Annotated in this window: 10 protein-coding genes; 9 read left to right on the top strand and 1 reads right to left on the bottom strand. The window is 68.6% G+C overall.

Going from position 1 to position 25,560, the window contains the following annotated elements:
• Positions 1-3 precede the first annotated feature (3 nt).
• Positions 4-753 (bottom strand): thioesterase II family protein, encoded by a 750-nt coding sequence (locus tag G6N30_RS07300; protein WP_234880372.1) that lies wholly within the window; start codon positions 751-753, stop codon positions 4-6.
• 1,666 nt (positions 754-2,419) lie between these two features.
• On the opposite strand from G6N30_RS07300, the gene G6N30_RS07305 reads away from it, so the two are divergent.
• From G6N30_RS07305 to G6N30_RS07345, 9 genes are read left to right on the top strand one after another with little or no spacing between them, the layout of a single operon-like run.
• Positions 2,420-4,162, top strand: a complete 1,743-nt coding sequence (locus G6N30_RS07305; protein ID WP_134060883.1) for an AMP-binding protein — start codon at positions 2,420-2,422, stop codon at positions 4,160-4,162.
• Complete coding sequence (locus G6N30_RS07310; RefSeq protein WP_163687462.1) at positions 4,159-8,919, top strand: SDR family NAD(P)-dependent oxidoreductase; 4,761 nt, start codon at positions 4,159-4,161, stop codon at positions 8,917-8,919. Before G6N30_RS07305 ends, G6N30_RS07310 begins: the two co-directional genes overlap by 4 nt.
• 5 nt (positions 8,920-8,924) lie before the next feature.
• Complete coding sequence (locus G6N30_RS07315) at positions 8,925-12,491, top strand: type I polyketide synthase (protein WP_163687465.1); 3,567 nt, start codon at positions 8,925-8,927, stop codon at positions 12,489-12,491.
• A 5-nt stretch (positions 12,492-12,496) separates the two neighbouring features.
• Positions 12,497-17,044, top strand: a complete 4,548-nt coding sequence (locus tag G6N30_RS07320) for a type I polyketide synthase (protein ID WP_163687468.1) — start codon at positions 12,497-12,499, stop codon at positions 17,042-17,044.
• 50 nt (positions 17,045-17,094) lie between these two features.
• Positions 17,095-21,447 (top strand): type I polyketide synthase, encoded by a 4,353-nt coding sequence (locus tag G6N30_RS07325; protein WP_134051503.1) that lies wholly within the window; start codon positions 17,095-17,097, stop codon positions 21,445-21,447.
• A gap of 43 nt (positions 21,448-21,490) precedes the next feature.
• Entirely contained in the window at positions 21,491-22,588 is a 1,098-nt protein-coding gene (locus G6N30_RS07330) for an efflux ABC transporter ATPase subunit, DrrA-related (protein WP_134051498.1), read from the top strand.
• Positions 22,585-23,394, top strand: a complete 810-nt coding sequence (locus G6N30_RS07335) for an ABC transporter permease (protein ID WP_134051497.1) — start codon at positions 22,585-22,587, stop codon at positions 23,392-23,394. The genes G6N30_RS07330 and G6N30_RS07335 overlap by 4 nt, the downstream gene beginning before the upstream one ends.
• Positions 23,394-24,260 (top strand): ABC transporter permease, encoded by an 867-nt coding sequence (locus G6N30_RS07340; protein ID WP_134051496.1) that lies wholly within the window; start codon positions 23,394-23,396, stop codon positions 24,258-24,260. The genes G6N30_RS07335 and G6N30_RS07340 overlap by 1 nt, the downstream gene beginning before the upstream one ends.
• A 44-nt stretch (positions 24,261-24,304) precedes the next feature.
• A complete protein-coding gene (locus tag G6N30_RS07345; protein WP_134051495.1) occupies positions 24,305-25,543 on the top strand; it encodes a phthiocerol/phthiodiolone dimycocerosyl transferase family protein in 1,239 nt (412 codons plus the stop codon).
• The last annotated feature ends 17 nt before the right edge of the window (positions 25,544-25,560 follow it).

Below are 25,560 nucleotides of genomic sequence, written 5' to 3' on the forward strand. Positions count from 1 at the left end.
GCGTCAGCCTCGCTCCGGCGGCTCGCCGCCGCGGTCCGCGATCCGCTGTTCGATATCGGTCACGACCTCGCTGACGTGCTCGGTGATGTAGAAGTGGTCGCCGCTGACGGTACGGACGGAGAACCCTCCGGTAGTGAAATCCGACCACGCACAAATGCTTTCGTAGCTGACCGCCGCATCGTCGGCGGCTGCGTATGCGTAGATGGGACAGGACACAGCGGTACCGGGCGGACAGCTGTAACCAGTGATGGCGCCGTAGCTCCGCAGCGTCTTCAACACGGTCGCGCCGAATTGCCCACCCACGAAACGGGAGTCGGTCCCCGTCATGGTCGCCACCATGTCGAGCAGCTCGGCGTCTGAGCCCCGGAGCTGCTCGTATCCTCCGTGCCCGGGGGCCGGCGAGGCGGAGACGAACAGGGCCTCGATGCGACCGCCCGCCTGCTCCACCCGCCGCGCGATGTCGAACGCGATCAGCCCGCCCATGCTGTGCCCGAAGAACGCGACACGGGCCCCGACCATGCTGGGCGCCAGCATCGGATGGATCTCGTCCGCCAGCGCGGAGATACTCGAGATGTCCTGGACGTCGTGTCGATCCGCGCGCCCGGGGTACTGGACCGCGATCCGCTTCGCGTCCATCGTGAAGCCACGCGCGAACGGCTTGTATTCAGCGGCCGAACCGCCCGCGTGCGGGAAGATGAAGAGGGTGTCTATCGGTGCCGGTGAAGTGCCTTCGGACGGCCTGCTCGTGGTCAAGCGCTGCCTCCCCTCCGTTGAACGACGCCAAGTTCGCGGCCCCTGCGCCCCCGTGGCGATGCCACCGATCATCGCTCAAGCCGGCAGGGTTCGGGCGACTTCGACGTGAACTCGCTATCCCTGTCGGCCGGCCTATCTGCTTACTACCTGCGGCGATGACGACCGGTTCTTGCTGCCGCAAAGTTTTGCTGGCGCGCCCGAGCCGCATCGCCGTTGCTGACGCGCGCGTAGATTCAGGCCGATAATTGTCTGGATCGTCAGCCTGCACGCAGCGGTTGATTCAGCCGCCGTATCCGACGCGCAAATGAAGTCGCGGTATTCGCCGGCCGGCGCGTGCGTGACTGCGGCAATTGCCGCGTCCCCGCGTCCCCGGCGTCCGCGGCGCCGCCGATTGACCATCGTATTGCTCGCGGCGACCATTCCACCGAGCGGTGCCACTGGCCGATGGCGGCGTTGCATTCGGCACCGGCAGCTTTGCGCTCGGCGGACAATGATCGTGAAAACCCAAGCGGCCCTTCATGATCACAGCACGGGCGTCTAGGCGAGCATGGCTGTTCGCCCGCCGCGGCGATCGCGCGTCGATCCATCTCCGCGCCATTTGGTCGCAGCGCCTTGAATGGTCGAACCGGGCAATTAACAATTCGGCATGATCGATCATGAGCGACGATTTCGCAGAAGACATGATGTCGTCGAATGCGCACGACATCAACGAAAAACGGTCGAATGGTGATGAGTTGACAGCATTACCGTCCGGCGCATGATCAAATTCGTCGTGCTGCGTCGGAGGAGTTAGCTCACACAGCTAACGACTTTGGGAGAATCGTAGCCAAACCTGACCGTCGGCGTGTCTGCCCGGCCCGGCGTCTTGCCAGACCCCGGGCGTCGCGAATCGTCCCCGCTTGCGTTGCCACTGAACACTTGGGCCGGCGTGTCGTGCCAAGCGGCCGAGGGCGTCGGTCTCCGCGTTCGGCCGCTTTCTGCCAGCCCGGCCGCAGCTGCAGGTGTGCGAATCGAGCGTCAATATCGACCTCACCCGCGCGGATCCCGCGGTCAGAACGGGCTGGCGATACCGAAATCGACGGCGTGTCGACCGGCCGACCATCGCGTACTGGGCGCTGGTCACCGCGGAAGCCGACCCTCGGCGCACCATCACAGCCCTGTGCCGGTGAGCGGACGACGCCCGCACGGCCGGTTTGCGGGCACTGGTGTCGCCCATCGGCGGCGCGGGTCGGCGCACGCGGCACAGGGGTTGCTGATTTTACGAAACGCGAACCGGTCGACGTTTGCCTGACACCCGTCAAACTGGCTGGTAGCGGCTTGGCTGCACGTGGGTGGAACGTCGCCGTAATTTGCGAAGGTAACTACCACTATATCCGGCGCGAAATTCGATGTTTAGGCGCCGGATCGGCGTTGTACGGTATGGCGGTCGACGAGCCGCAAACTGCTTAAGCGGGTACTGGAATTCGTTGGCGGGGGGATACGGGGCGACGGGATATCACACGCTTCGGCTCCGATGACGCGACCGAGCACGTCGCGTCGAAGGTGCCGACACGGACGGAGCACGGCGACATCGCCGGTTCCGGCGCACCGCTGTGGTCTGCGCGTGCCCGTCGCGGGCCACGCGGACATCGGTCTGACGAAACTGAAGGAAAAGCAGGGTGGGACAATGACGAATTCCTCGATGACAGCGCTGCTTGCAGAGCGGGCGCGCCGCCAGCCCGACGATTGCGCGTACACGTTCATCGACTATGACGTCGACCCGAACGGCTACACCGAATCGCTCACCTGGGCTCAACTGCACAACAGGGCGCAGGTGCTGGCCGAGGAGTTGACGTTGTTCGGCGCCGCCGGCGACCGGGCCGCCATCCTCGCCCCTCAGGGGCTCGACTACATCGTCGCCTTCTTCGGGGCGTTGCAGGCGGGACTGATCGCCGCTCCACTGTCGGTGCCGCAGTACGGGGTTCACGACGAACGCATCTCCAGCGTGCTGCGCGACTGCGCACCGTCGGTCATCCTGACGACGTCGGCGGTGTCGGCCGAAGTCGCCCGCTACGCGCTGGGCGCAGGTGGCCGGACCGCCACCGTCGTCGAGGTCGACTCGCTGGATCTCGACGCACCCGCACAGATGAATGCGCCGCAGGCCAGGCAGTCCAAGATCGCCTACCTTCAGTACACCTCCGGATCGACCCGGGTGCCGGCCGGCGTCGTCGTCACCCACGACAATGTGGTGGTGAACGTCGACCAGGCGTTCTCCGACTACTTCGACTGCTCCGGGCAGACGCCGCCCGGTATGACCTTCGTGTCGTGGCTGCCCTTCTATCACGACATGGGGCTGATCAAAGGGGTGTGCGCGCCGCTGGTGAGCGGGCGCTCCGCGGTGCTGATGAGCCCGATGGCGTTCCTGCAGCGGCCGGCCCGCTGGATGCAACAGCTGGCCCTCAACCCTGGATCGTTCAGCGCCGCACCGAACTTCGCGTTCGAACTGGCCGCCCGCCGGACCACCGACGAGGACATGGCCGGACTCGACCTCGGCGACGTGCTGGGCATCTGCAGTGGGAGTGAGCGAGTACACGCGGCGACCGTCAAGCGTTTCCTCGACCGGTTCGGCCGCTTCAACCTGCGGGCCGAGGCCATCAAACCCTCGTACGGTCTCGCCGAAGCCACCGTCTACGTGGCGACGTCCGACCGCGGCCAGGCGCCGAACATCGTCCGGTTCGACTACGAGAAGCTCTCGAGCGGGCACGCGATGCCCTGCGAGAGCGAAGCCGCCGGCGGCGCCGACCTGCTCGGCCACGGCACCGTGCGGTCGACCACGATGCGCATCGTCGACCCCGAGAGCGGTAGTGAGAATCCGGCCGGCAAGGTCGGCGAGATCTGGGTCCACGGCGCCAATGTGGCGAAAGGTTACTGGCAGCGCCCGAAGGAGACCGAGCGGGCGTTCTCGGGACGCCTGGTCAAGCCGTCCTCGGGTACCCCGGCGGGCCCCTGGCTGCGCACCGGTGACCTGGGCGTCGTCTCCGACGGTGAACTGTTCATCATCGGCCGCATCAAGGATCTCCTGATCGTCGACGGGTCCAACCACTACCCGGACGACATCGAGGCCACGATCCAGGAGATGTCGGGCGGCCGGGTGGCCGCGATCTCGGTGCCCAGCGCGGAGACCGAACACCTCGTCACGATCGTGGAGGTCAAGAAGCGCGGCACCGAGGATGAGCACCACGAGCGGCTGCGCACCCTCAAACGTCAACTCACCGCCGCCATCTCGACCACGCACCGGCTGCGCGTCGCCGACATCGTCTTCGTGGCGCCCGGCTCCATCCCGATCACCACGAGCGGCAAGATCCGCCGCTCGACCTGTGTCGAGCTCTACGGGCGCGGTGAGTTCGAGCGTCTGGACCAGTCGGCATGACGCCGGCCGCGCTTGACGAAGCCGGATTACGGGCCTGGTTGGTCGACCACCTCACCACCCACATCGGAGTCGAGCGCGACGGCATCGACTTCGACGCGTCGATGGCCGATCTCGGTGTCGGTTCGCGCGACGCCGTCGTGCTGTCCGGTGAACTGGCCGAACTCCTCGGCCGGACGGTCTCACCCGTCGACTTCTGGCAGCACCCCACGATCAACGGCCTGATCGGCTTCCTGAGCGCCCCGGCTCCCGAGGCGGAGATCCACGCCGATCCGGGCATCGCCGACGTGGTTCCGCAGCTCTCGGGTACAGAGCCGATCGCCGTCGTCGGGATGGGATGCCGGATGCCCGGTGGGATCCCCGGCCCCGATGGCCTGTGGCAGTTCCTCGCCGACGGCCGCTGCGCCGTGGGCGAGGTGCCCGCCGAGCGCTGGCGGCCGTTCGACGACGGTTCGCCGGAGACCGCGGCGGCGCTGTCGCGGACCACCCGGTGGGGATCGTTCCTGCGCGACGTCGAGAGCTTCGACGCCGACTTCTTCGACATCTCGCCGCGCGAGGCCGTCAAGATGGATCCGCAACAGCGACTTCTACTCGAAGTCGCCTGGGAGGCACTCGAACACGCCGGTATCCCGGCCGCCTCGCTGCGCCGCTCGCAGACCGGCGTGTTCGCCGGGGCATGCTTCAGCGAGTACGGCTATCTGGCCTCATCCGATCTACCGCGCGTCGACGCGTGGAGTAACACCGGCGGGGCGTTGAGCATCATCGCCAACCGGCTTTCCTACTTCCTCGACCTGCGGGGGCCGTCGATCACCGTCGACACCGCCTGCTCATCCTCACTGGTCGCTGTGCACCTGGCATGTCAGAGCCTGCGCTCGGGTGATTCCAACCTCGCGATCGCCGCGGGCGTGAACCTCCTGCTCTCACCGGCGGTCTTCCATGGATTCGATCAGGCCGGCGCCCTGTCGCCCACGGGGATGTGCCATGCATTCGACGCCGCCGCCGACGGGTTCGTGCGCGGAGAAGGATGCGGCGTGGTGGTCCTCAAACGACTGCCCGACGCGCTACGGGACGGCGACCGGGTGTTGGCCGTGGTCCGTGGTTCGGCGATCAATCAGGACGGTCGCTCCAACGGTCTGATGGCACCGAATCCGGCCGCTCAGATGGCCGTGCTGCGGGCGGCGTGCGCCCACGCCGGCATCGAACCGCAGGACGTGGACTATGTGGAGGCGCACGGCACCGGCACCTTCCTTGGAGATCCGATCGAAGCCAGGGCGCTCGGCTCGGTGATGGGTCGCGGCCGGCCGACGGCCTCGCCGCTGCTGATCGGCGCGGTGAAATCCAATCTGGGACACCTCGAGGCCGCGGCCGGGGTGGCCGGGTTCATCAAGACGGTGATGGCCCTGCAACGCGGCCGTATCCCCGCGAACGTCGGCTACGAGTCACCCAATCCCCACATCCCGTTCGATCAACTCCGCCTCAAAGTGGTGGATCATGAACAGGATTGGCCGTCGGTGTCGCGGGCACGGCGGGCTGGGGTGTCGTCGTTCGGCTTCGGTGGCACCAACGCTCATGTCGTTCTCGAGCAGGCTCCCGACGTCGTCGCCGTGGAGCCGGCGCCCTCCGCCGCGGTGAGCACGCTCGTGGTGTCCGGCAAGTCCCCCGAGCGGATCGCCGCCAGCGCGGCCGCGCTGGCGGCGTGGATGAGTGGTCCGGGTGCCGGGGTGGGGTTGGCTGACGTCGCCCACACCCTCAACCACCACCGTGCGCACCATCCGGCCTTCGCCACGGTCTGCGCCCGCGACGGTGTCGACGCGGTGGCCGGCCTGCAGGCGCTGGCCGCAGGCCACGAGGGCACCGGAGTCGTCGTCCCGCACGAGGGTTCGTGTGGTTCGGGGACGGTGTTCGTGTATTCGGGGCAGGGGTCGCAGTGGGCGGGGATGGGCCGGCAGTTGTTGGCTGACGAACCCGCATTCGCCGCGGCGATCGAGGAGTTGGAGCCCGATTTCGTCGAGCAGGTGGGGTTCTCGTTGCGGCAGGTGCTCGCCGAGGGTGAGGCGGTCAGTGGGGATGCGCGGGTGCAGCCGGTGATCATGGGGCTGCAGTTGGCGTTGACCGAGTTGTGGCGGTCCTACGGGGTGACTCCGGATGCGGTGATCGGTCATTCGATGGGGGAGGTCACCGCGGCCGTCGTGGCCGGGGCGCTCACCCCTGCCGAAGGCCTGCGGGTCATCGCGGCGCGATCGCGGTTGATGTCCCGACTCGCCGGACAGGGCGCGGTCGCACTGCTGACCATGACGGCCGACGCTGCCGAGGCCCTCATCGCGCACCATCCGGGTGTGGAGGTCGCGGGGTACGTGTCGCCGGGGCAGACCGTCGTCGCCGGTCCGCCGGAGCGCGTCGATGCGGTGATCGCCGGGGTGCAGAGCCAGAACCGGTTCGCCCGCCGGGTCAACATGGAGGTGGCCTCCCACACCGCGCTGATGGATCCCATCCTGGGCGAGCTGCGTTCCGAGCTGGCCGACCTCACACCGAACACGACGGCGATCCCGTTCATCTCGACGGTGGACGACAGCACCACGGCCCCCCTGTTGGACGCCGACTACTGGGTGGCCAACGTGCGCAGGCCCGTTCGGCTGAGCCAGGCTATCCTCACCGCCGGCGAGCACCACACCACGTTCGTCGAGATCAGCGCCCATCCGATGCTGACCAACGCGGTCACCGAAACGCTCGGGGAGATGCATCACCACGCGCTGGGGACGCTCTCACGCGACAGCGACGACACCGTCACCTTCCACACCAACCTGAACACCACACACACCACCCATCCGCCGCAAACCCCGCATCCACCCGAACCCCATCCGGTGCTGCCCGCCACACCGTGGCAGCACACCCGGCACTGGATGGACCTCACGGCGCCGCGACGGACCTCGACGGCGTCCGGCGATCCGTCCGCCGTGGCCGCGGGTGTGCTCCCGGCCGAGTGGAACTGCGAGTTGAGCTGGGCCAGCCGCCCCTTCGCGTCGGTGCAGACCGCGGGCGGCTCGTGGCTGGTGATCGGGAACCCGGAACTGGCCGCCCAGATCGCTCGCGAGTCCGGCGACGGGGCCGAGGTGACCGTCCTCGACGAGGCAGGCGCGCACGACGGTCGGCTCGACGAGGCGCTGGCGACGGCCGACCACGTGCTCTACGCCCCCGCGTTGCCCGCGGTGTTCGAGGCGGCGCCAGGGCGCCGGCTGTTCGACACCGCCCGCCGGATCGCCGTGGCGATGAGCGGGATGACCGATCCGGGCCGCCTGTTCCTGTTGACGCGCAACGCGCAACCGGTGAGCGAGGGCGACCGCGCGAACCCCGGCCACGCGGTGCTGTGGGGTCTGGGTCGCACCCTGGCGCTCGAGCATCCGGAGATCTGGGGCTCGGTGATCGACCTCGACGAACTGGTGCCCGACCGGCTGGCCGCGCGCTGTGTGCTGGCCGAGGCCGGTGGCGAAGACGGTGAGGACCAGGTCGTCTACCGAGCCGGTGAGCGGCGGGTGGCGCGGCTGCGCCGAGCTCCGCTGCCACAGGCGGCGGGCGCCGGACTGGATCCCGCCGGCAGCCACCTGGTGGTCGGCGCGACCGGCAACATCGGCCCGCACCTCATCCAGCAGCTGGCCGACATGGGGGCGGCGACGGTCGTCGCGGTCTCCCGCAATCCGGGCGACCGGCTGAGGGAACTGACCGACACCCTCGCCGCGCAGGGCACCGCGCTGGTCACCGTCGCCGCCGACGCCGCCGACGAAACCGCGATGCGCGCGGTGTTCGACCGCTTCGGTGCCGACCTTCCTGCGCTGGCCGGAATCTACCTCGCGGCCTTCGGCGGCGGTCCCGTCACGCTCACCGAGATGACCGATGACGACGTCACCGCGATGTTCGCTCCGAAACTCGACGCGGTGGCGGTGCTGCACAAGCTGTCGCTGACCACCGACATCCAGCAGTTCGTCCTGTTCTCGTCGATCTCGGGGTTGCTGGGCTCGCGGTGGCTGGCGCACTACACCGCCACCACCACGTTCCTCGACACATTCGCCTACGCCCGGCGGGCCGCAGGCCTGCCCGCGACCGCCGTCAACTGGGGCCTGTGGAAGTCGTTGGCGGACAACCATACCGAGCACGAACGGCAGGTCACCCTGGAGTCCGGCCTCGAGCCGATGCCCGACGAGGTCGCCATTCAGGCACTGTGGTCGGTCACCGCACCCGGTGCGCCGGCCCGCTCCACCGTGGTGGCCGCCGACTGGCCGCGGTTGGCCGCCGCCTACCGCACCCGGGCCGCGCTCCGGATCGTCGATGACCTCCTGCCGGTCGAGAGCGCCGACGAGGACGGCGCCGCGACGCCGGCGACGCAGCCGGAGACCGAATTCCGGCGCGAACTCGGCGCGTGTGCCCCCGACGAGCGGGAGCACCTGCTGCGCGGTCACGTGCGGGCCTTGGTCGCCGAGTCGATGGGCCTGACCAGTCCGCAACTGGTGGACCCATCCGCCGGGTTCTTCCAGTGCGGCATGGACTCGCTGATGAGCGTGACCCTCAAGCGCGCGCTCGGCGAGAGCCTGGGCCAGACACTGCCGGCGTCGGTGATCTTCGACTATCCCACGGTCGACCGGCTCACCGAATACCTGGCCACCGTGCTGCCCGAGCTGATCGAGGTGGCCGAGAGTGACGACGCCGACGATTACGACGAGTTCAGCGACGACGAACTCCTGCAACAACTCTCGGAAAGGCTGAGTTGAGTCTGATGGCTGTTGGTTCGTCGGATCGCCGGGCGATCATTACTGAGGCGTTGCGCAAGATCGATGATTTGTCGGCGCGGTTGGCGGTGGCTGAGCAGGGGGAGACCGAGCCGATTGCGGTGGTGGGTCTGGGGTGTCGGTTGCCTGGTGGGGTGTCGGATCCGGATGGGTTTTGGCAGTTGTTGCAGGATGGTCGGTCGGGGATTGTGCGGGTGCCGGAGCAGCGGTGGGATGCTGATGCGTTCTACAGTGCGGATAACGGTGTGCCGGGGACGATTTGCACGCGTGAGGGTGGGTTTCTGACGTCGTGGCGCCCGGATGAGTTCGATGCGGAGTTCTTCGGGATTTCGCCGCGGGAGGCTGCGGCGATGGATCCGCAGCAGCGGTTGTTGTTGGAGGTGTCCTGGGAGGCGCTCGAACACGCCGGGATTCCCGCGCAATCGTTGCGGGGCACGCAGACGTCGGTGTTCGTCGGACTGACCACGAACGACTACTCACTTCTCTTCGCCGGGAAGCTGCGTAACGAGGACATCGACCCGTACGTGCCGTTCGGGAACGCGGCGAATTTCGCGGCGGGGCGGTTGTCGTATTTCCTGGGGGTGCGGGGTCCGGCGGTGGTGGTGGACACGGCGTGTTCGTCATCGCTGGTGTCGGTGCATCTGGCGTGTCAGAGTCTGCGCCGCCGGGAAAGCGATACCGCACTCGCCGCCGGCGTCAACCTCATTCTGAGCCCCGAGAACAGCATCGCCTGTTCGCGCTGGGGCATGTTGGCTCCCGATGCCCGGTGTAAGACGTTCGATGCGGGTGCGGATGGGTATGTGCGCAGTGAGGGTTGCGGGGTCGTTGTGCTCAAGCGGCTCAGTGATGCCGAGCGTGATGGTGATCGGGTGTTGGCGTTGGTGCGCGGCTCTGCGGTCAATCAGGATGGGGCCTCCAGTGGGCAGACGGTGCCCAATGGTCCGGCGCAGCAGGCGTTGTTGCGGCAGGCGTTGGCGTCGTCGCGGTTGAGCCCGGGCGATATCGATTACATCGAGGCGCACGGTACCGGCACGGCGTTGGGGGATCCGATCGAACTCGACGCACTGTCTGCGGTGTTCGGGGACCGCCAGGGTTCGGCGCCGTTGGTGTTGGGTTCGGTGAAGACCAATCTGGGTCATCTGGAGTCCGGGGCGGGGATCACCGGGTTCATCAAGACGGTGCTCAGTGTGCGCTATGGGTATATCCCCAAGCATCTGCACTTCGAGCAGTTGACCCCGCATGCCGGGCCCGGCGCGTCGGAGTTCACGATCGCCGCTGATGGGGTGGAGTGGCCTGCGGTCACTCGGGCGCGCCGTGCTGGGGTGTCGTCGTTCGGGGTGAGTGGGACCAATGCGCATGTGATCGTCGAGCAGGCGCCGGCGCCGGTGCCGGCGGTGTGGCAGCCGGCACCTGCGGTGAGCACGCTGGTGATCTCGGGTAAATCCAATGCGCGGATCGCGGCGACCGCGGAGGTGTTGGCGCAGTGGATGAGTGGTCCGGGTGTCGGGGTGGGGTTGGCTGAGGTCGCCCACACCCTCAACCATCACCGCACCCAGCATCCGCTGTTCGCCACCGTCGCCGCCCGCGACCACGCCCAAGCCGTCGCGGGACTACAGGCACTGGCCGCGGCCGAGACGGCGCCGGGCGTCGTCGGGCCGCACGACGGACCATGCGGTTCCGGCACGGTGTTCGTGTATTCGGGGCAGGGGTCGCAGTGGGCGGGGATGGGCCGGCAACTGCTGGCCGACGAACCCGCATTCGCCGCCGCGATCGACGCACTGGAGCCCGATTTCGTCGAGCAGGTGGGGTTCTCGCTACGGCAGATCCTCGCCGACGGCGAACCCGTCACCGGGATCGAACGAATCCAGCCGGTTCTGGTCGCCGTGCAATTGGGGCTCACCGCACTGTGGCGCGCCCACGGGGTGACTCCGGATGCGGTGATCGGTCATTCGATGGGGGAGGTCACCGCGGCCGTCGTGGCCGGGGCGCTCACCCCTGCCGAAGGCCTGCGGGTCATCGCCACCCGCTCCCGGCTCATGTCCCGACTGGCCGGCCAAGGCGCGATGGCGCTGCTCGAACTCGACGCCCACGCCACCGAAACCCTCATCGCCGACCACCCGGACGTGACCGTCGCGGTGTACGCCTCACCGGGGCAGACCGTCATCGCCGGACCGCCCCACGATGTCGACGCGCTGATCGCGGTGGTCGCCGCGCAGAGCCGACTGGCGCGGCGCATCGAGGTCGACGTCGCATCGCACCACCCGACCATCGATCCGATCCTGCCGGAGCTGCGCACGGCGCTGGCCGGTCTGATGCCGAAAGCCCCGACGATCTCCGTGATCTCGACTGTCGACGGTGCGGGGACGCCGACGTTCGACGCCGACCACTGGGTGGCCAACGTTCGCAGGCCGGTGCAGTTCTGCCGCGCCGTGACCGCGGCGGGTGAGGCGCACACCACGTTCGTCGAGATCAGTCCGCACCCGCTGCTGACGCACGCCATCACCGACACCCTCACCGGCGGGCACCACCACACGGTCGCCACCCTGCAGCGCGACCACGACGACACGCTGACCTTCCACACCAACCTCAACACCGCCCACACCGCGCATCCACCGGACACCCCGCACCCGCCCGAACCCCACCACGCGCTGCCCGCCACACCGTGGCGGCACGCCAGTCACTGGCTCCAGGTGCCTGCATCGCGCCGCACCGGAGCCGACTGGGACACACCGGTGCTCAGCTTGTCCGCGGCCGACGCCGCAGGAGGCGAACCCTGGGTGGTCATCGCCGACGCACCGGTGGCGGAGCGGATCGCCGGCACCCTCGGCGATACGCCCACGGCCAGGGTCATGGCTCCGGCAGCACTGGCCGACGACGGCTCCGGGGCAGCACTTCTCGACGCCCTGGGGGCGGCGGGCAGCGTGCTCTACGCGCCGAGTGTCACACCGGACGGCTTCGACACCGACGCCGGATACCGGCTGTTCGACACCGCGCGGCGACTGACCGCTGCCCTGGTGACGACGGCGACGCCGCCCAGGCTGTACATGGTGAGTCCCGACAACCTCCTCGACGGCGACCCCGACCACCCGGCCGGTGCGGTGCTCTGGAGTCTGGGCCGCGTTCTTTCGCTCAGTCATCCGGGCCTCTGGGGTGGCATCGTCGAACTCGACGAGTCCACGCCGCTCGGTGACGAGGCCGCCGCGGATGACAGCGCTGCCGACGTCCCGGCCGGCGACATCCGGGACGTGTGGCGGACCTGCGCGCCGGCTCAGCGGTTCGAGCTGCTCCGCAACCACGTGGGTGTGCTCGTCGCGGCCGTCATGGGGTTGCCGTCCGCCCAGTCGCTCAACCCGTCCACCGACTTCTTCGATCTCGGGATGGACTCGCTGATGAGCGTGATCCTGCAACGGGCACTCGCCGAAACCCTCGGTGAACTGCTGCCGCAGACAATCGTTTTCGACTACCCGACGGTCGAACTGCTCGCCGGACACCTGGCGACGATCGGCGACGCCGAAAGCCTCGGCGAGGCGGAACTCTCGGAAAGGGTCAGTTGAGTCTGATGGCTGTTGGTTCGTCGGATCGCCGGGCGATCATTACTGAGGCGTTGCGCAAGATCGATGATTTGTCGGCGCGGTTGGCGGTGGCTGAGCAGGGGGAGACCGAGCCGATTGCGGTGGTGGGTCTGGGGTGTCGGTTGCCTGGTGGGGTGTCGGATCCGGATGGGTTTTGGCAGTTGTTGCAGGATGGTCGGTCGGGGATTGTGCGGGTGCCGGAGCAGCGGTGGGATGCTGATGCGTTCTACAGTGCGGATAACGGTGTGCCGGGGACGATTTGCACGCGTGAGGGTGGGTTTCTGACGTCGTGGCGCCCGGATGAGTTCGATGCGGAGTTCTTCGGGATTTCGCCGCGGGAGGCTGCGGCGATGGATCCGCAGCAGCGGTTGTTGTTGGAGGTGTCCTGGGAGGCGCTCGAACACGCCGGGATTCCCGCGCAGTCGTTGCGGGGCACGCAGACGTCGGTGTTCGTCGGGTTGACGGCCTACGACTACATGCTCAAGCTGTCCGACCACCTCCGCCCGGAGGACTACGACGCCTACGTGCCGTTCGGGAACGCGGCGAATTTCGCGGCGGGGCGGTTGTCGTATTTCCTGGGGGTGCGGGGTCCGGCGGTGGTGGTGGACACGGCGTGTTCGTCATCGCTGGTGTCGGTGCATCTGGCCTGTCAGAGTCTGCGCCGCCGCGAGAGTGACACCGCACTCGCCGCCGGGGTGAACCTGATGCTCAAGGCGGAAGCCAACATTGCGCTGTCCCGCTGGGGGATGCTCGCGCCTGACGGCCGGTGTAAGACGTTCGATGCGGGTGCGGATGGGTATGTGCGCAGTGAGGGTTGCGGGGTCGTTGTGCTCAAGCGGCTCAGTGATGCCGAGCGTGATGGTGATCGGGTGTTGGCGTTGGTGCGCGGCTCTGCGGTCAATCAGGATGGGGCCTCCAGTGGGCAGACGGTGCCCAATGGTCCGGCGCAGCAGGCGTTGTTGCGGCAGGCGTTGGCGTCGTCGCGGTTGAGCCCGGGCGATATCGATTACATCGAGGCGCACGGTACCGGCACGGCGTTGGGGGATCCGATCGAACTCGACGCACTGTCTGCGGTGTTCGGGGACCGCCAGGGTTCGGCGCCGTTGGTGTTGGGTTCGGTGAAGACCAATCTGGGTCATCTGGAGTCCGGGGCGGGGATCACCGGGTTCATCAAGACGGTGCTCAGTGTGCGCTATGGGTATATCCCCAAGCATCTGCACTTCGAGCAGTTGACCCCGCATGCCGGGCCCGGCGCGTCGGAGTTCACGATCGCCGCTGATGGGGTGGAGTGGCCTGCGGTCACTCGGGCGCGCCGTGCTGGGGTGTCGTCGTTCGGGGTGAGTGGGACCAATGCGCATGTGATCGTCGAGCAGGCGCCGGCGCCGGTGCCGGCGGTGTGGCAGCCGGCACCTGCGGTGAGCACGCTGGTGATCTCGGGTAAGTCTGCTGCGCGGATCGCGGCGACCGCGGATGTGTTGGCGCAGTGGATGAGTGGTCCGGGTGTCGGGGTGGGGTTGGCTGAGGTCGCCCACACCCTCAACCATCACCGCACCCAGCATCCGCTGTTCGCCACCGTCGCCGCCCGCGACCACGCCCAAGCCGTCGCGGGACTACAGGCACTGGCCGCGGGACGGCCTGCCGACGGTGTGGTGAAACCCCATGAGGGCCTGTGTGGTTCGGGGACGGTGTTCGTGTATTCGGGGCAGGGGTCGCAGTGGGCGGGGATGGGCCGGCAGTTGTTGGCTGACGAACCCGCATTCGCCGCGGCGATCGAGGAGTTGGAGCCCGATTTCGTCGAGCAGGTGGGGTTCTCGTTGCGGCAGGTGCTCGCCGAGGGTGAGGCGGTCAGTGGGGATGCGCGGGTGCAGCCGGTGATCATGGGGCTGCAGTTGGCGTTGACCGAGTTGTGGCGGTCCTACGGGGTGACTCCGGATGCGGTGATCGGTCATTCGATGGGGGAGGTCACCGCGGCCGTCGTGGCCGGGGCGCTCACCCCTGCCGAAGGCCTGCGGGTCATCGCCACCCGCTCCCGGCTGATGTCCCGACTGGCCGGCCAAGGCGCGGTCGCGTTGCTCGAACTCGACGCCCACGCCACCGAGGCCCTCGTCGCCGGCCATCCGGGTGTGGAGGTCGCGGGGTACGTGTCGCCGGGGCAGACCGTCGTCGCCGGTCCGCCGGAGCGCGTCGATGCGGTGATCGCCGGGGTGCAGAGCCAGAACCGGTTCGCCCGCCGGGTCAACATGGAGGTGGCCTCCCACACCGCGCTGATGGACCCGATCCTCGCCGAACTGCGGGCGACCCTGGCCGATCTGGAACCCACCACACCCACGGTGCAGTTCATCTCGACCGTCGCTGACGCCGAGACCCCGCCCGTGCTGGACGCCGACTACTGGGTCGCCAACGTTCGCCAACCGGTACGACTCCATCAGGCGTTCACCACGGCCGCTTCCCGGCACAGCGTATTCGTCGAGATCAGTCCCCACCCCATGCTCACCCACGCGGTCAGCGAAACCCTCGGCGAGGCACACCACCACAGCATCGGGACGCTGCAGCGCGACACCGACGACGCGCTGACCTTCCACACCAACCTCAACACCGCCCACACCACCTGCCCACCGGACACCCCGCACCCGTCCGAGCCCCATCCGGTGCTGCCCGCCACACCGTGGCTGCACACCCGGCACTGGATGGACCTCACGACGTCCCCGCGCCACACGACACCGGTGCGCCCCCGCGACCACTCAGCCGAGGAAGTGGTGCCTGCCGAGTGGAACTGCGAGCTGACCTGGCCGGCACTGCCGCAGCCGGAAACCGCGGCGGTAACCGGATCCTGGCTCATCGTCGCCGAAGCAGGCCTGACAGCCGAGCTGCGAGGGCTCCTCGGTACCGCCGCCCACGTGACGGTCCTCGACCCCGGGGCCGTCGCGGCCGGATCCGAGGCCGTCCGCACCGCCGACCACGTGCTCTTCGCTCCGCCGATGCCGGCCGACCGATTGGACGCCGCCGCCGGGCGCCGCCTGTTCCACACCGCAAAGAGCCTCGTCACGACGATGGCCGCGAGCCCGGGGCCGTGCCGCCTGTTCCTGGTGACCCGCAACGCGCAACCGCTCGCGGAGGGGGACCGGGCCAACGCCGTCCACGCGGTGCTCTGGGGACTGGCGCGCACCGTCGCGCTCGAACACCCGGAGATCTGGGGTGCCGTCGTCGATCTCGACGAGTCGGTCCCCGACGTCGTCGCCGCTCGTTATCTCCTGGCCGAAGCGGCCGGAGTCGACGGGGAGGATCAGGTGCTCTACCGCGCGGGCACGCGCCGGGTCCCGCGGCTGAGCCCGCGCACCACCCCGCCGGCGGCACGTGCCGCACTCGACCCGGACGCGAGTCACCTTGTCGTCGGGGCGACGGGCAACATCGGCCCGCACCTCATCCAGCAGCTCGCCGATATGGGGGCGGCCACCGTCGTTGCGGTATCCCGTAATCCGGGCGACCGGTTGCGCGACCTCACCGAGCGACTCGCCGGACGGGGCACCACGCTGGTCACCGTGGCGGCCGACGCCGCCGACGAGACCGCGATGCGCGCGGTGTTCGACCGCTTCGGAGCCGACCTGCCACCGCTCGGTGGCGTCTACCTCGCCGCTTTCGGAGGCGGTCCGGTCACGCTGACCGAGATGACCGACGACGACGTGACGGTGATGTTCACGCCGAAACTCGATGCGGTGTCGGTGCTGCACACGTTGTCGCTGCGGCATCCCGTCCGCCAGTTCGTCCTGTTCACCTCGATCTCCGGGTTGATCGGCTCCCGGTGGCTGGCGCACTACACCGCCACGACCACCTTCCTCGACACCTTCGCCTACGCGCGGCGGGCGGCCGGTCTCCCCGCCACCGCCGTCAACTGGGGGTTCTGGAAGTCGTTGGCCGACAACCAGTCCGAGGAATACCGGCAGGTGACCGTGGACTCCGGTCTCGAACCGATGCCCGACGAGGTGGCCATTCAGGCGCTGTGGTCGGTGCTCGGCCCCGACACCCCCGTCCGGTCGACCGTCGTCGCCGCCGACTGGAGCCGACTGGCCGCCGCCTACCGCACCCGCGCACCGCTGCGCATCATCGACGACCTCGTCACCGACGACGCCGACGCCGACGCCGACGCTGAGTGGGCCGGGCGGGACGGGTTGCGAGATCTCGACCCGATCGACGCCGAACGCGTCATCGGCGAGCGGCTCTGCTCGCGACTCGCGACGATCATGGGTTACGCGGATCCCACGGCGCTGCCCACGACCGTGCCGCTGATCGAACTCGGCATCGATTCGCTTCTGGCCGTGCGCATCCGGCAGGCGACACAGGCGGACTTCGGCGTCGAACCGCCCGTGGGAATGCTGCTGCAGGGCGGCTCCGTCAACGACGTCACCGCAGACGTCATGTCGCAGCTGGGGATCGCCGCCGGAGCGTCATCGGGCGACGCGATCCGCGACAAAGCCAACCAGCGCGCCGCTGCGCGCAGAGGTGCCGCGGTGCGGCGAAAGAGAGGACAACGCGCGTGACGCAATCACCTGCATGGGACGAGCCGGCGGCCTCGGTCGCCGTCGTCGGAATGGCGGCGCGGCTCCCCGGTGCCGATTCGGTGTCCGCGTTCTGGGACAACCTGCGCCGCGGCGAAGAGTCGATCGTCACGCTCACCGACCAGCAGCTGCTCGCCGCCGGAGTCACCGAACAGACGCTCGGCAACCCCGCATACGTCCGCCGGGCCCCCCTCATCACCGGGATCGACGAGTTCGACGCCGACTTCTTCGGGTTCCCACCGCAGATGGCACGCATGATGGATCCTCAGCACCGGCTGTTCCTGCAGTGTGCCTGGCACGCCATGGAGGACGCGGGGACGGATCCGGCCGGCTTCGACGGTTCGATCGGCGTATACGCCACCAGCGGTGCGAGCATCTACCTACTGCACAATCTGCTCACCCACCACGATCCGGACACCATTTTCGGGCAGGGTGCGACATTCGACCTGGTCAACATGTCGCTGCTCAACGACAAGGACTATCTGGCCACCCGGGTGTCCCACCAGTTCAACCTGCGCGGGCCCAGCCTCACCGTGCAGACGGCGTGCTCGTCGTCGATGGTGGCGATCCACTCCGCATGCCAGAGCCTGCTCAACGGGGAAAGCGACATGGCACTCGCGGGCGGTGTGTCCCTGCGGGTTCCGCACGAGGTCGGCTACTGGCACGAGCCGGGTTCGATGGTGTCGGGCACCGGCCACTGCCGCCCGTTCGACGCGAAGGCCGACGGCACCGTGTTCGGCAGCGGCGTCGCCGTCGTGGTGCTCAAACCTCTGCAGGCCGCACTCGACGACGGTGACCGCATCCACGCGGTGATCAGGGGCTCCGCGATCAACAACGACGGTTCGGCGAAGATGACCTACGCCGCGCCGAACGGGGCCGCGCAGGCCGACGTCATCGCCGAGGCGCATGCCGTGGCCGGCGTCGACGCGGCGTCGATCAGCTACGTCGAGACCCACGGGACCGGCACACCGCTGGGCGACCCGATCGAGATCGAGGGGTTGCGCAAAGCCTTCGGCGCGTCCGACACCCCGCGAACCGGTCCGTGCGCGGTCGGATCGGTCAAGTCGAACATCGGACACCTCGCCGAGGTGTCGGGCATCGCTGGGCTCATCAAGACGATCCTGTGCCTGAAGCACAAAGCCATTCCCGCGACGCTGCACTACACCGAACCCAACCCCGCCCTGGACCTCGACCGCGGGCCGTTCGTGATCCAGAACGAGTACACCGAGTGGGAGTGCGACGGAGTCCGCCGTGCCGGAGTGAGCTCGTTCGGGGTCGGCGGCACCAATGTGCACCTCGTCGTCGAAGAGGCCCCGGCCCCGTCGCCGCGCGAGATGACCGGCGGGACCCAGGTGTTGCGCTTCGCGGCGCGCAGCCCCGAAGCCGTCGGCGAATTCCGGTCCGCGCTGGCCGCCGAACTCACCGGCGCCGAGGAACTCGACCTCGCTGACGTCGCGGCCACCCTCGCCGGCCGTAGGCCCGAGCGGATCCGCGCCGCGGCCGTCGTCCACGACCGGCAGGACGCGGCGGCGGTGTTGCTCGCCCCGGACAGCGACAACGTGTTCGTCGGTGAGTTCGTGGACGGCTCGGAAGCCGACGAGGACCGGGTGGTCTTCCTGTTCCCTGGGCAAGGTGCCCAGCATCCCGAGATGGCCCGCGGGTTGTACGACAGCGAACCGGTGTTCGCCGCGGCGTTCGACGAATGCGCGGCCGGGTTCTCCGCCGACCTGGGGGTGAACCTGCACGACGAGATCTTCGGCGCCGCCGGCGCGGATCTCGAGCGCACCGATCGCGCCCAGTCCGCCCTGTTCACCGTCGAATACGCGCTGGGCCGGCTCATCACCTCCTACGGTGTGGAGGCGGCGGCCTACGCCGGCCACAGCATCGGCGAGTACGCGGCGGCCACGCTGGCCGGGGTGTTCGACCTGCCCACCGCCATCAGGGTCGTGTCCGCACGGGCCCGCCTCATGCACGGGTCCGCGCCGGGCGCGATGGTGGCGGTCGGGGTCAGCCCCGAGGACATCGCCCCGCACCTGTTCCCCGGGCTCGACCTCGCGGCCGTCAACGATCCCGGCAGCTGCGTGGTGTCGGGCGCGCCCGAGGACATCCGGAAGTTCCAGAACGACCTGCGCAAGCAGGGTGTGGTGGCCCGTCGGGTCCGGACGTCCCACGCCTTCCATTCGGGCCTGATGGACCCCGTGGTGCCGCAGTTCGCCGAGGTGCTCGCCGGAGTCACCCTGCACGCGCCGCGAATCCCGTTGCTGTCCAACGTCAGTGGTACGTGGATGACCGACGACGAGGCCACGGATCCGGCGGTGTGGGCGCGCCAGATCCGGGCGACGGTCCGGTTCGCCGATGAACTCGCCGCGGTGCTGTCTCATCCGCGGCGGGTGCTGGTCGAGGTCGGTCCCGGCGGCACGCTCACCGGTTCTGCGGTTCGCCATCCGCAGTGGTCCGATGGGCACCGGGCGGTGCGCCTCATGCGCCACCAGGTGCAGAAGCGTGACGACCGTGATGCGTTCCTGCTCGCCCTCGGCCAGCTGTGGACCGCAGGCGTCGACGTCGACTGGTCGGCGCTCGAGGGCGATCGGACGCGGCGGGTGACCTTGCCTGGCTACCCGTTCGCGCGCCAGAAGCACTGGGTCGAACCCGATCACGACGTTCCTCGTGCCCGGGCCGGCGCCGACGGCTCGATGCCCGCCACCGGCGACGCCGCGGGGGAGAAGGTTGCCGCGCACAACGGGCACACCGTCGAGGAGAAGCTGCAGCAGGTGTGGCGGGAGTGCCTCGGGGTGCCCCGCATCGACCCCGATCAGAACTTCTTCGAGATCGGCGGCGATTCGCTCATCGCCATCGGCATCGCGATGAACGCGACGAACCAAGGGCTCGAGCTCACCCCGCAGGACCTCTACGAGCATCCGACGGTGTCCGCGCTCGCCGCGGCCGTCACCGCGCGGTCGGCCGCCGGTGGGCTCACCGAACTGCCGCCGACCGAGTCCGTCGACCCACCGGTTCCGCCGAACATCATCCACTTCCTCGAACACGGGGTCCGCGACGCCGGTCACTGGCGCGTGCCGCTGCTGCTGCGGATCAACGCCGACGTCGGTGTGGACACCGTCCAGGCCGTGCTGACCGCTGTGACCAATCACCATGACGCGCTTCGCGTCCAGATCGTCGAGCGGTGCGGCAGCTGGGAACAACGCTTCAGCGGGCCGGTCGAAGCCGTCGACCTGACCTCGTTGTCGCTACCGCCGGGCACCAGCCGCGGCAGCGTCGAAGAACGCGAAGCAGTCCTGGCGGCCCTGGAGGCGCAGACGTCCGTCCCCGACCTCGACGGCCCGGTGCTGCGGACCGCGTATATCCGTGACGCCGAGGGCAATCCGTGCTATCTGGCCATCACCGTCCACGAGATGATCGTCGACGGGCCCTCGCGCGAGATCCTGCTGACCGACATCGTGACCGCATTCGGTCAACACCTCGCCGGACAGCAGATCGCCCTGAGCCCGGTCACCACGACCTGGCGCGACTGGTCGCAGCGTGCCGCCGCGCTCACCACCCACCCGGCGGTGCTGGCGAGCCGGGACTACTGGCTGGAGAACGCGACCAGGACGACCATGCACCTGGCCGACCACCACGTCACCGACCCGCCGCGCACCGGCGATTTTGTCCGGATCGAGTCGACGTTGCGCCCCGACCAGACCGAGGACCTCGACCGCGTTCGCCGACTTTTCCAGTCGAGCGTCGAGGGAATACTGCTCGGGGCGCTGAGCCGAACCGTCGCTCACCTGCACGGCGAAGGGGTGGTCGCGGTGACCATGGCCGGTGACGGGCGTTCGGTCCTCAAACCCGACGTCGACGCGCGCCGCGCTGTGGGCCCGTTCACCACGTTGTTCCCTTTCCCGCTGCCGTGCGTGAGCTCATCGGCGGCCCAGGTGCTCGAGGACATCCACTCGGCGCTCGACGCCGTACCGCACCACGGCATCGGGCACGGTCTGCTGCGCTACCTGTACGGGCCGACGGTCCGGGCGTTCGCACCGATCCCGACGCCCGACATGTTCCTGTCGAACGAGGGTGTCGTACCCGACCTCGCGTCGGGTGACGGGCCGGTCCAGTTCGACATCGACGCCGCCAAATCCCTGCGCGACAAACCACCCGGGCTCGGACACGCCATCGAACTGCGCATCTGCCGTTCCTCGAGCGGTGTGCACCTGGACTGGTGGCACGACATCAGACGTGTCCCGCCGGCGACGGTCGCGGCGCTCGCCGAGCACCTCCCCGAGGCGCTGAGCGAACTGCTCGGGGAGGCGTTGTCGGCAAGCGATGCCGACGCCGACATGAACGGCGTCGTCAAGGATTTCGGTCTGGTCGACCTGACCGCGGACTAGTCGTGGCCACAGTGCAACTCGTCAACGAACGAAGAAGGAACTGATGCAACAGAATCGATCGGCCTCGTCGGACACCAGCGTCGTCGTCAGCGAGATCGGCAAGTCGTTCGGCGACGTGCACGCGCTGCGCGGGGTCAGCTTCGAGGTCGGCCGAGGTGAGGTCGTCGCGCTGCTGGGCCCCAACGGCGCCGGCAAGACCACCACGGTGGACATCCTGTCGACACTCACGCGCCCGGACCGAGGTCGGGCGAGCATCGCGGGCTACGACGTGGTCAGCGAGGCGGCCATGGTCCGGCGCTCGATCATGCTGACCGGACAGCAGGTGGCACTCGACGACATGCTGACCGGCAGGGAGAACCTCGTCCTGTTCGGCCGCCTGCAGGGGCTGTCGAAGGTCGATGCGCGGGCGCGCGCGGCCGAACTGCTCAGCGAGTTCGACCTGGTGTACGCCGCCGAGCGTCGTCTCAGCACGTACTCGGGTGGAATGCGGCGGCGCATCGACATCGCGTGCGGACTCGTGGTCCGCCCCGAGGTGGTGTTCCTCGACGAGCCCACCACCGGGCTCGATCCGCGCAGCCGCCAGCTCATCTGGGACCTGGTGTCGGGCTTCAAGGAGCTCGGCATCGCGACGTTGCTCACCACCCAGTACCTCGAAGAGGCCGACGCGCTCAGCGACCGCATCATCGTCATCGACCACGGCGAGATCGTCGCCGAGGGCACCGCCGATCAGCTCAAGGAACGCACCGGCGGCAGCTACTGCGTGATCGTGCCGCGGGACCTGCACGACCTGACCGCCGCGGTCGACGCGCTCGGTGACCTGCTGCCCGAACAGCACCGCGCGGCGCTGACCACCTCGTCGGACCGGATCGCCATGCCGGCGCCCGACGGGCCGAGCACGCTGGTCGAAGCGCTGTCGCGGCTCAACGCGGCGAACATCGACCTCACCGACATCGCGCTGCGACGACCGTCGCTCGACGACGTGTTCCTCGCGCTGACAGCCGATTCCGGGCAGGAGCCCCTTCGCAGTGCGCCGTCCGTCGACGATGACGAGGCCGCGTTGGCGACCGTCGGCACCACGGACGGCGGACGGCACCGCCGCAACGGCCGCGGGGCCGAGACCCCGTCGGACGTGATGTCATGACGGCAGCGCTGACCACGCCGCGCCCGGCGCCGTCCACGTTCGGGCAGTGGTGGGTGCTCACCAACCGGCTGATCTCCCCGACGCTGCGCAACGGTGAAGTCGTCACCGCGCTGGTCGCCTCGGTGGTGTTCACGGTCGGCTGGTACATCCCGCTGAACAACATCCTCGGACCCCGCTCCGGGATGAGCACCTACGCGCAGTTCTTGATGCCGCTGGTTGCGCTGCAGGGTATTTCGTTCGCCGCGATCACCGGGGCGCTACGCGCGGCGACCGATTCGGTCAAGGGCATCAACCGGCGGTTCGACTCGATGCCGATCGCCCCGTTCACCCCGCTGGCGGCGCGCATGACCGCCGGGTTGTACCGGTGCGCGGTCGGCACGGCCGCCGCGCTGATCAGCGGTCATATCATCGGGTTCCGGTTCCACGGTGGCCTGGTGAACGCCATCGGCTTCTGCGTACTGCTGCTGGCGATCGGGCTGGTGCTGTCGTTCCTCGCCGACCTGCTGGGCAGCAGCTCGAAGAACCCGGAGGCGACGTCACAGTGGTTGATGCTGCCCCAACTGATCTTCGGGCTGATCTCGGTGGGCATCCAACCGGTGGAGCACTTCCCGGACTGGATTCAACCGATTGTGCGCAACCAGCCCATCTCGCAGTTCATCTACGCGCTGCGCGCACTCGGCGGCGACACCACACCCGGTGCAGGCGAGGTGAATTGGGCGACCATCGGTCCGTCGGTGGCCTGGCTGATGGGCGTGATGACGATCATGGTGCCGCTGTCCGTGCTGATCCTCCGGAGGAGGCCCTGATGTCCACTGCCCCCGACAAAGACACGACACCGGTCGCCGCGGTGATGCTGCGCGAGGAGCAGTTCCCGGTCATCGAGCGGCGGCACGGCGAGAACTCGCCCCGCTACCTCCTACCGCACGCCTGGATGCAGACCCAACGGCTGCTCCTGCGGTTCCTCCGCGACCCGATGACGTTCTTCTTCGGCCTGGTGTTCCCGGCCTTCATGCTGGTGGTCCTCGACATCGTGCTGGGCGATGCGATCGCCGCCGTCACCGGGCACAGCGCCCTGTACGGCAGCGTGCCGCTGATGACCGTCATCGGCGCGATGAACGGCGCCTCGGTCGGGGCGGTCGGGATCATTGGGGAACGGACCGACGGACTGCTCGCCCGGCTCTGGGTGGTCCCCGTGCACCGGTCGTCGGGACTGCTCGCCCGCATCAGCGCGGAGGGTTTCCGCGTCGCTCTCAACTCGGCCTGCCTTCTCGGCGTGGGGCTGCTGATGGGCCTGCGCTTCGAACACGGCGCCCCGGCCGCGGCGGCGTGGCTGTGCATCCCGGTGATCTTCGGCTCCGCGTTCGCCGTCCTCGTCCTGACCGTGGCGCTGTACTGGCCGAGCCCCACGATGGTCAACGCCATCGTCCTGGTGAACTCGCTGTGCCTGTTCTTCTCCAGCGGCTTCGTCCCACTCGATCAATACCCGGAGTGGATCCAGCCGATCGTCGAGCATCAGCCGGTGTCCTATGCGATCGAGGCGATGCGCGGTCTGTCCCTGGGCGGGCCCGTGCAGGAACCGGTCATCGGAACGCTGTTGTGGTCCTTCGGCATCGCCGCGGCCTGCGCGATCCCGATCGTCATCGGATACCGCCGGGCCAGCATGCGCGGGTGAGCCCGCAACCAGCCGTCCGCGACCACAGAAACGGGAGTGTCCAGGTGTATCCCACCGCCGTCGTCCGCAAGCTCGCCCCCAGCGAGGACTTCTTCGCCGAGACGCACACCTTCACCTCGGTGACGATCACCGTCAAAGGCCCGTTCGACGTCGACGCCATGTCGACCGCGTTCGACGCGTTGCTCGAGCAATACCCGGTCTATGCCGCCCACCTCGAACAGGGGGAGGACGGCCGCTACCAGATCGTCGCCGACGACCTCATGCATCCCGGGATGTGGGTGCTCGACGAGGACGAGGACGTCAGCCCCGCGGCGATCGACCAGAGCGCCGCGCTGATGAACCTGACCGTCAAACCCTCCGACGGTTTCGCCGACCTGACGCTCTACGTCCACCACAGCCTCGCGGACGGAAACCACATCGCGGGACTGCTGTTCGAGTTGTTCGACCGCTACACCGACGTGGTCGCCACCGGAGACCCCGGGCCGGTCGATCCGCAACCGGCGCCGGAGCCGATCGAAACGCTGCTCGAACAGCGGGGAGTCACCAAGGGGCAGCGCTCCGGACTCGACCGGTTCATCCCCGCGATGTTCGCCCACGAGCTACCGCCGAGACGGTCGACGGACAGCAGCAAGTTCGCCAAACCCGGGGGAGTGCCGGTCGGCCGCGGTCGGTTGAGTGTGGCCGAGACGACGGCACTGGTCCGGTTCGGACGCAAGAACCGGCTGTTCGTCAACAACCTGGTCTCCGCGGCGATCCTGATGGTGGAGTGGCGGCTTCGCGAGACCCCGCAGGTGCCGATTCCCTATGTGTACAACGTGAACCTGCGGCCGCTGCTCGACCCGCCGGTGAGCCCGACCGGGTGCACCCTTGCACTCGGGGTGGCCACGTACCTGGCGCAGATCAAGCCGCAGACCAGCATGGTCGACCTCGCCCGCGACATCGCGAGCACGCTGCAGGCAGACCTCGCCGACGGGGTGGTCCAGCAGTCGCTGCTGCACTTCAACCTGCAGTACGAGGGGACGCTGCCGGGCCTGGCCGATGTCGTGCTGTCGACAAACATCGGCAACGTGTCGGCGATGAGGACCCCGCCCGACCTGGAGGTGGTGGGTTTCCAGTCCCAGTTCCACCGCGCGTCTTCGGCGGTCATCGACGTCTACGGATTCGGGGTCGTCGGCGGTGAACTCGTCCTGGAACACCACGTCGACGCGGCCGACCCCGACAAGTCGGTGAACATGGTGCTCTCGCTGCTGCGCGCCGCCTCCCTCGAAACCGCACAACTCTGAGAAAGAACGGACCTCAC

The organism is Mycolicibacterium litorale (assembly GCF_010731695.1).
Taxonomy (GTDB): domain Bacteria; phylum Actinomycetota; class Actinomycetes; order Mycobacteriales; family Mycobacteriaceae; genus Mycobacterium; species Mycobacterium litorale.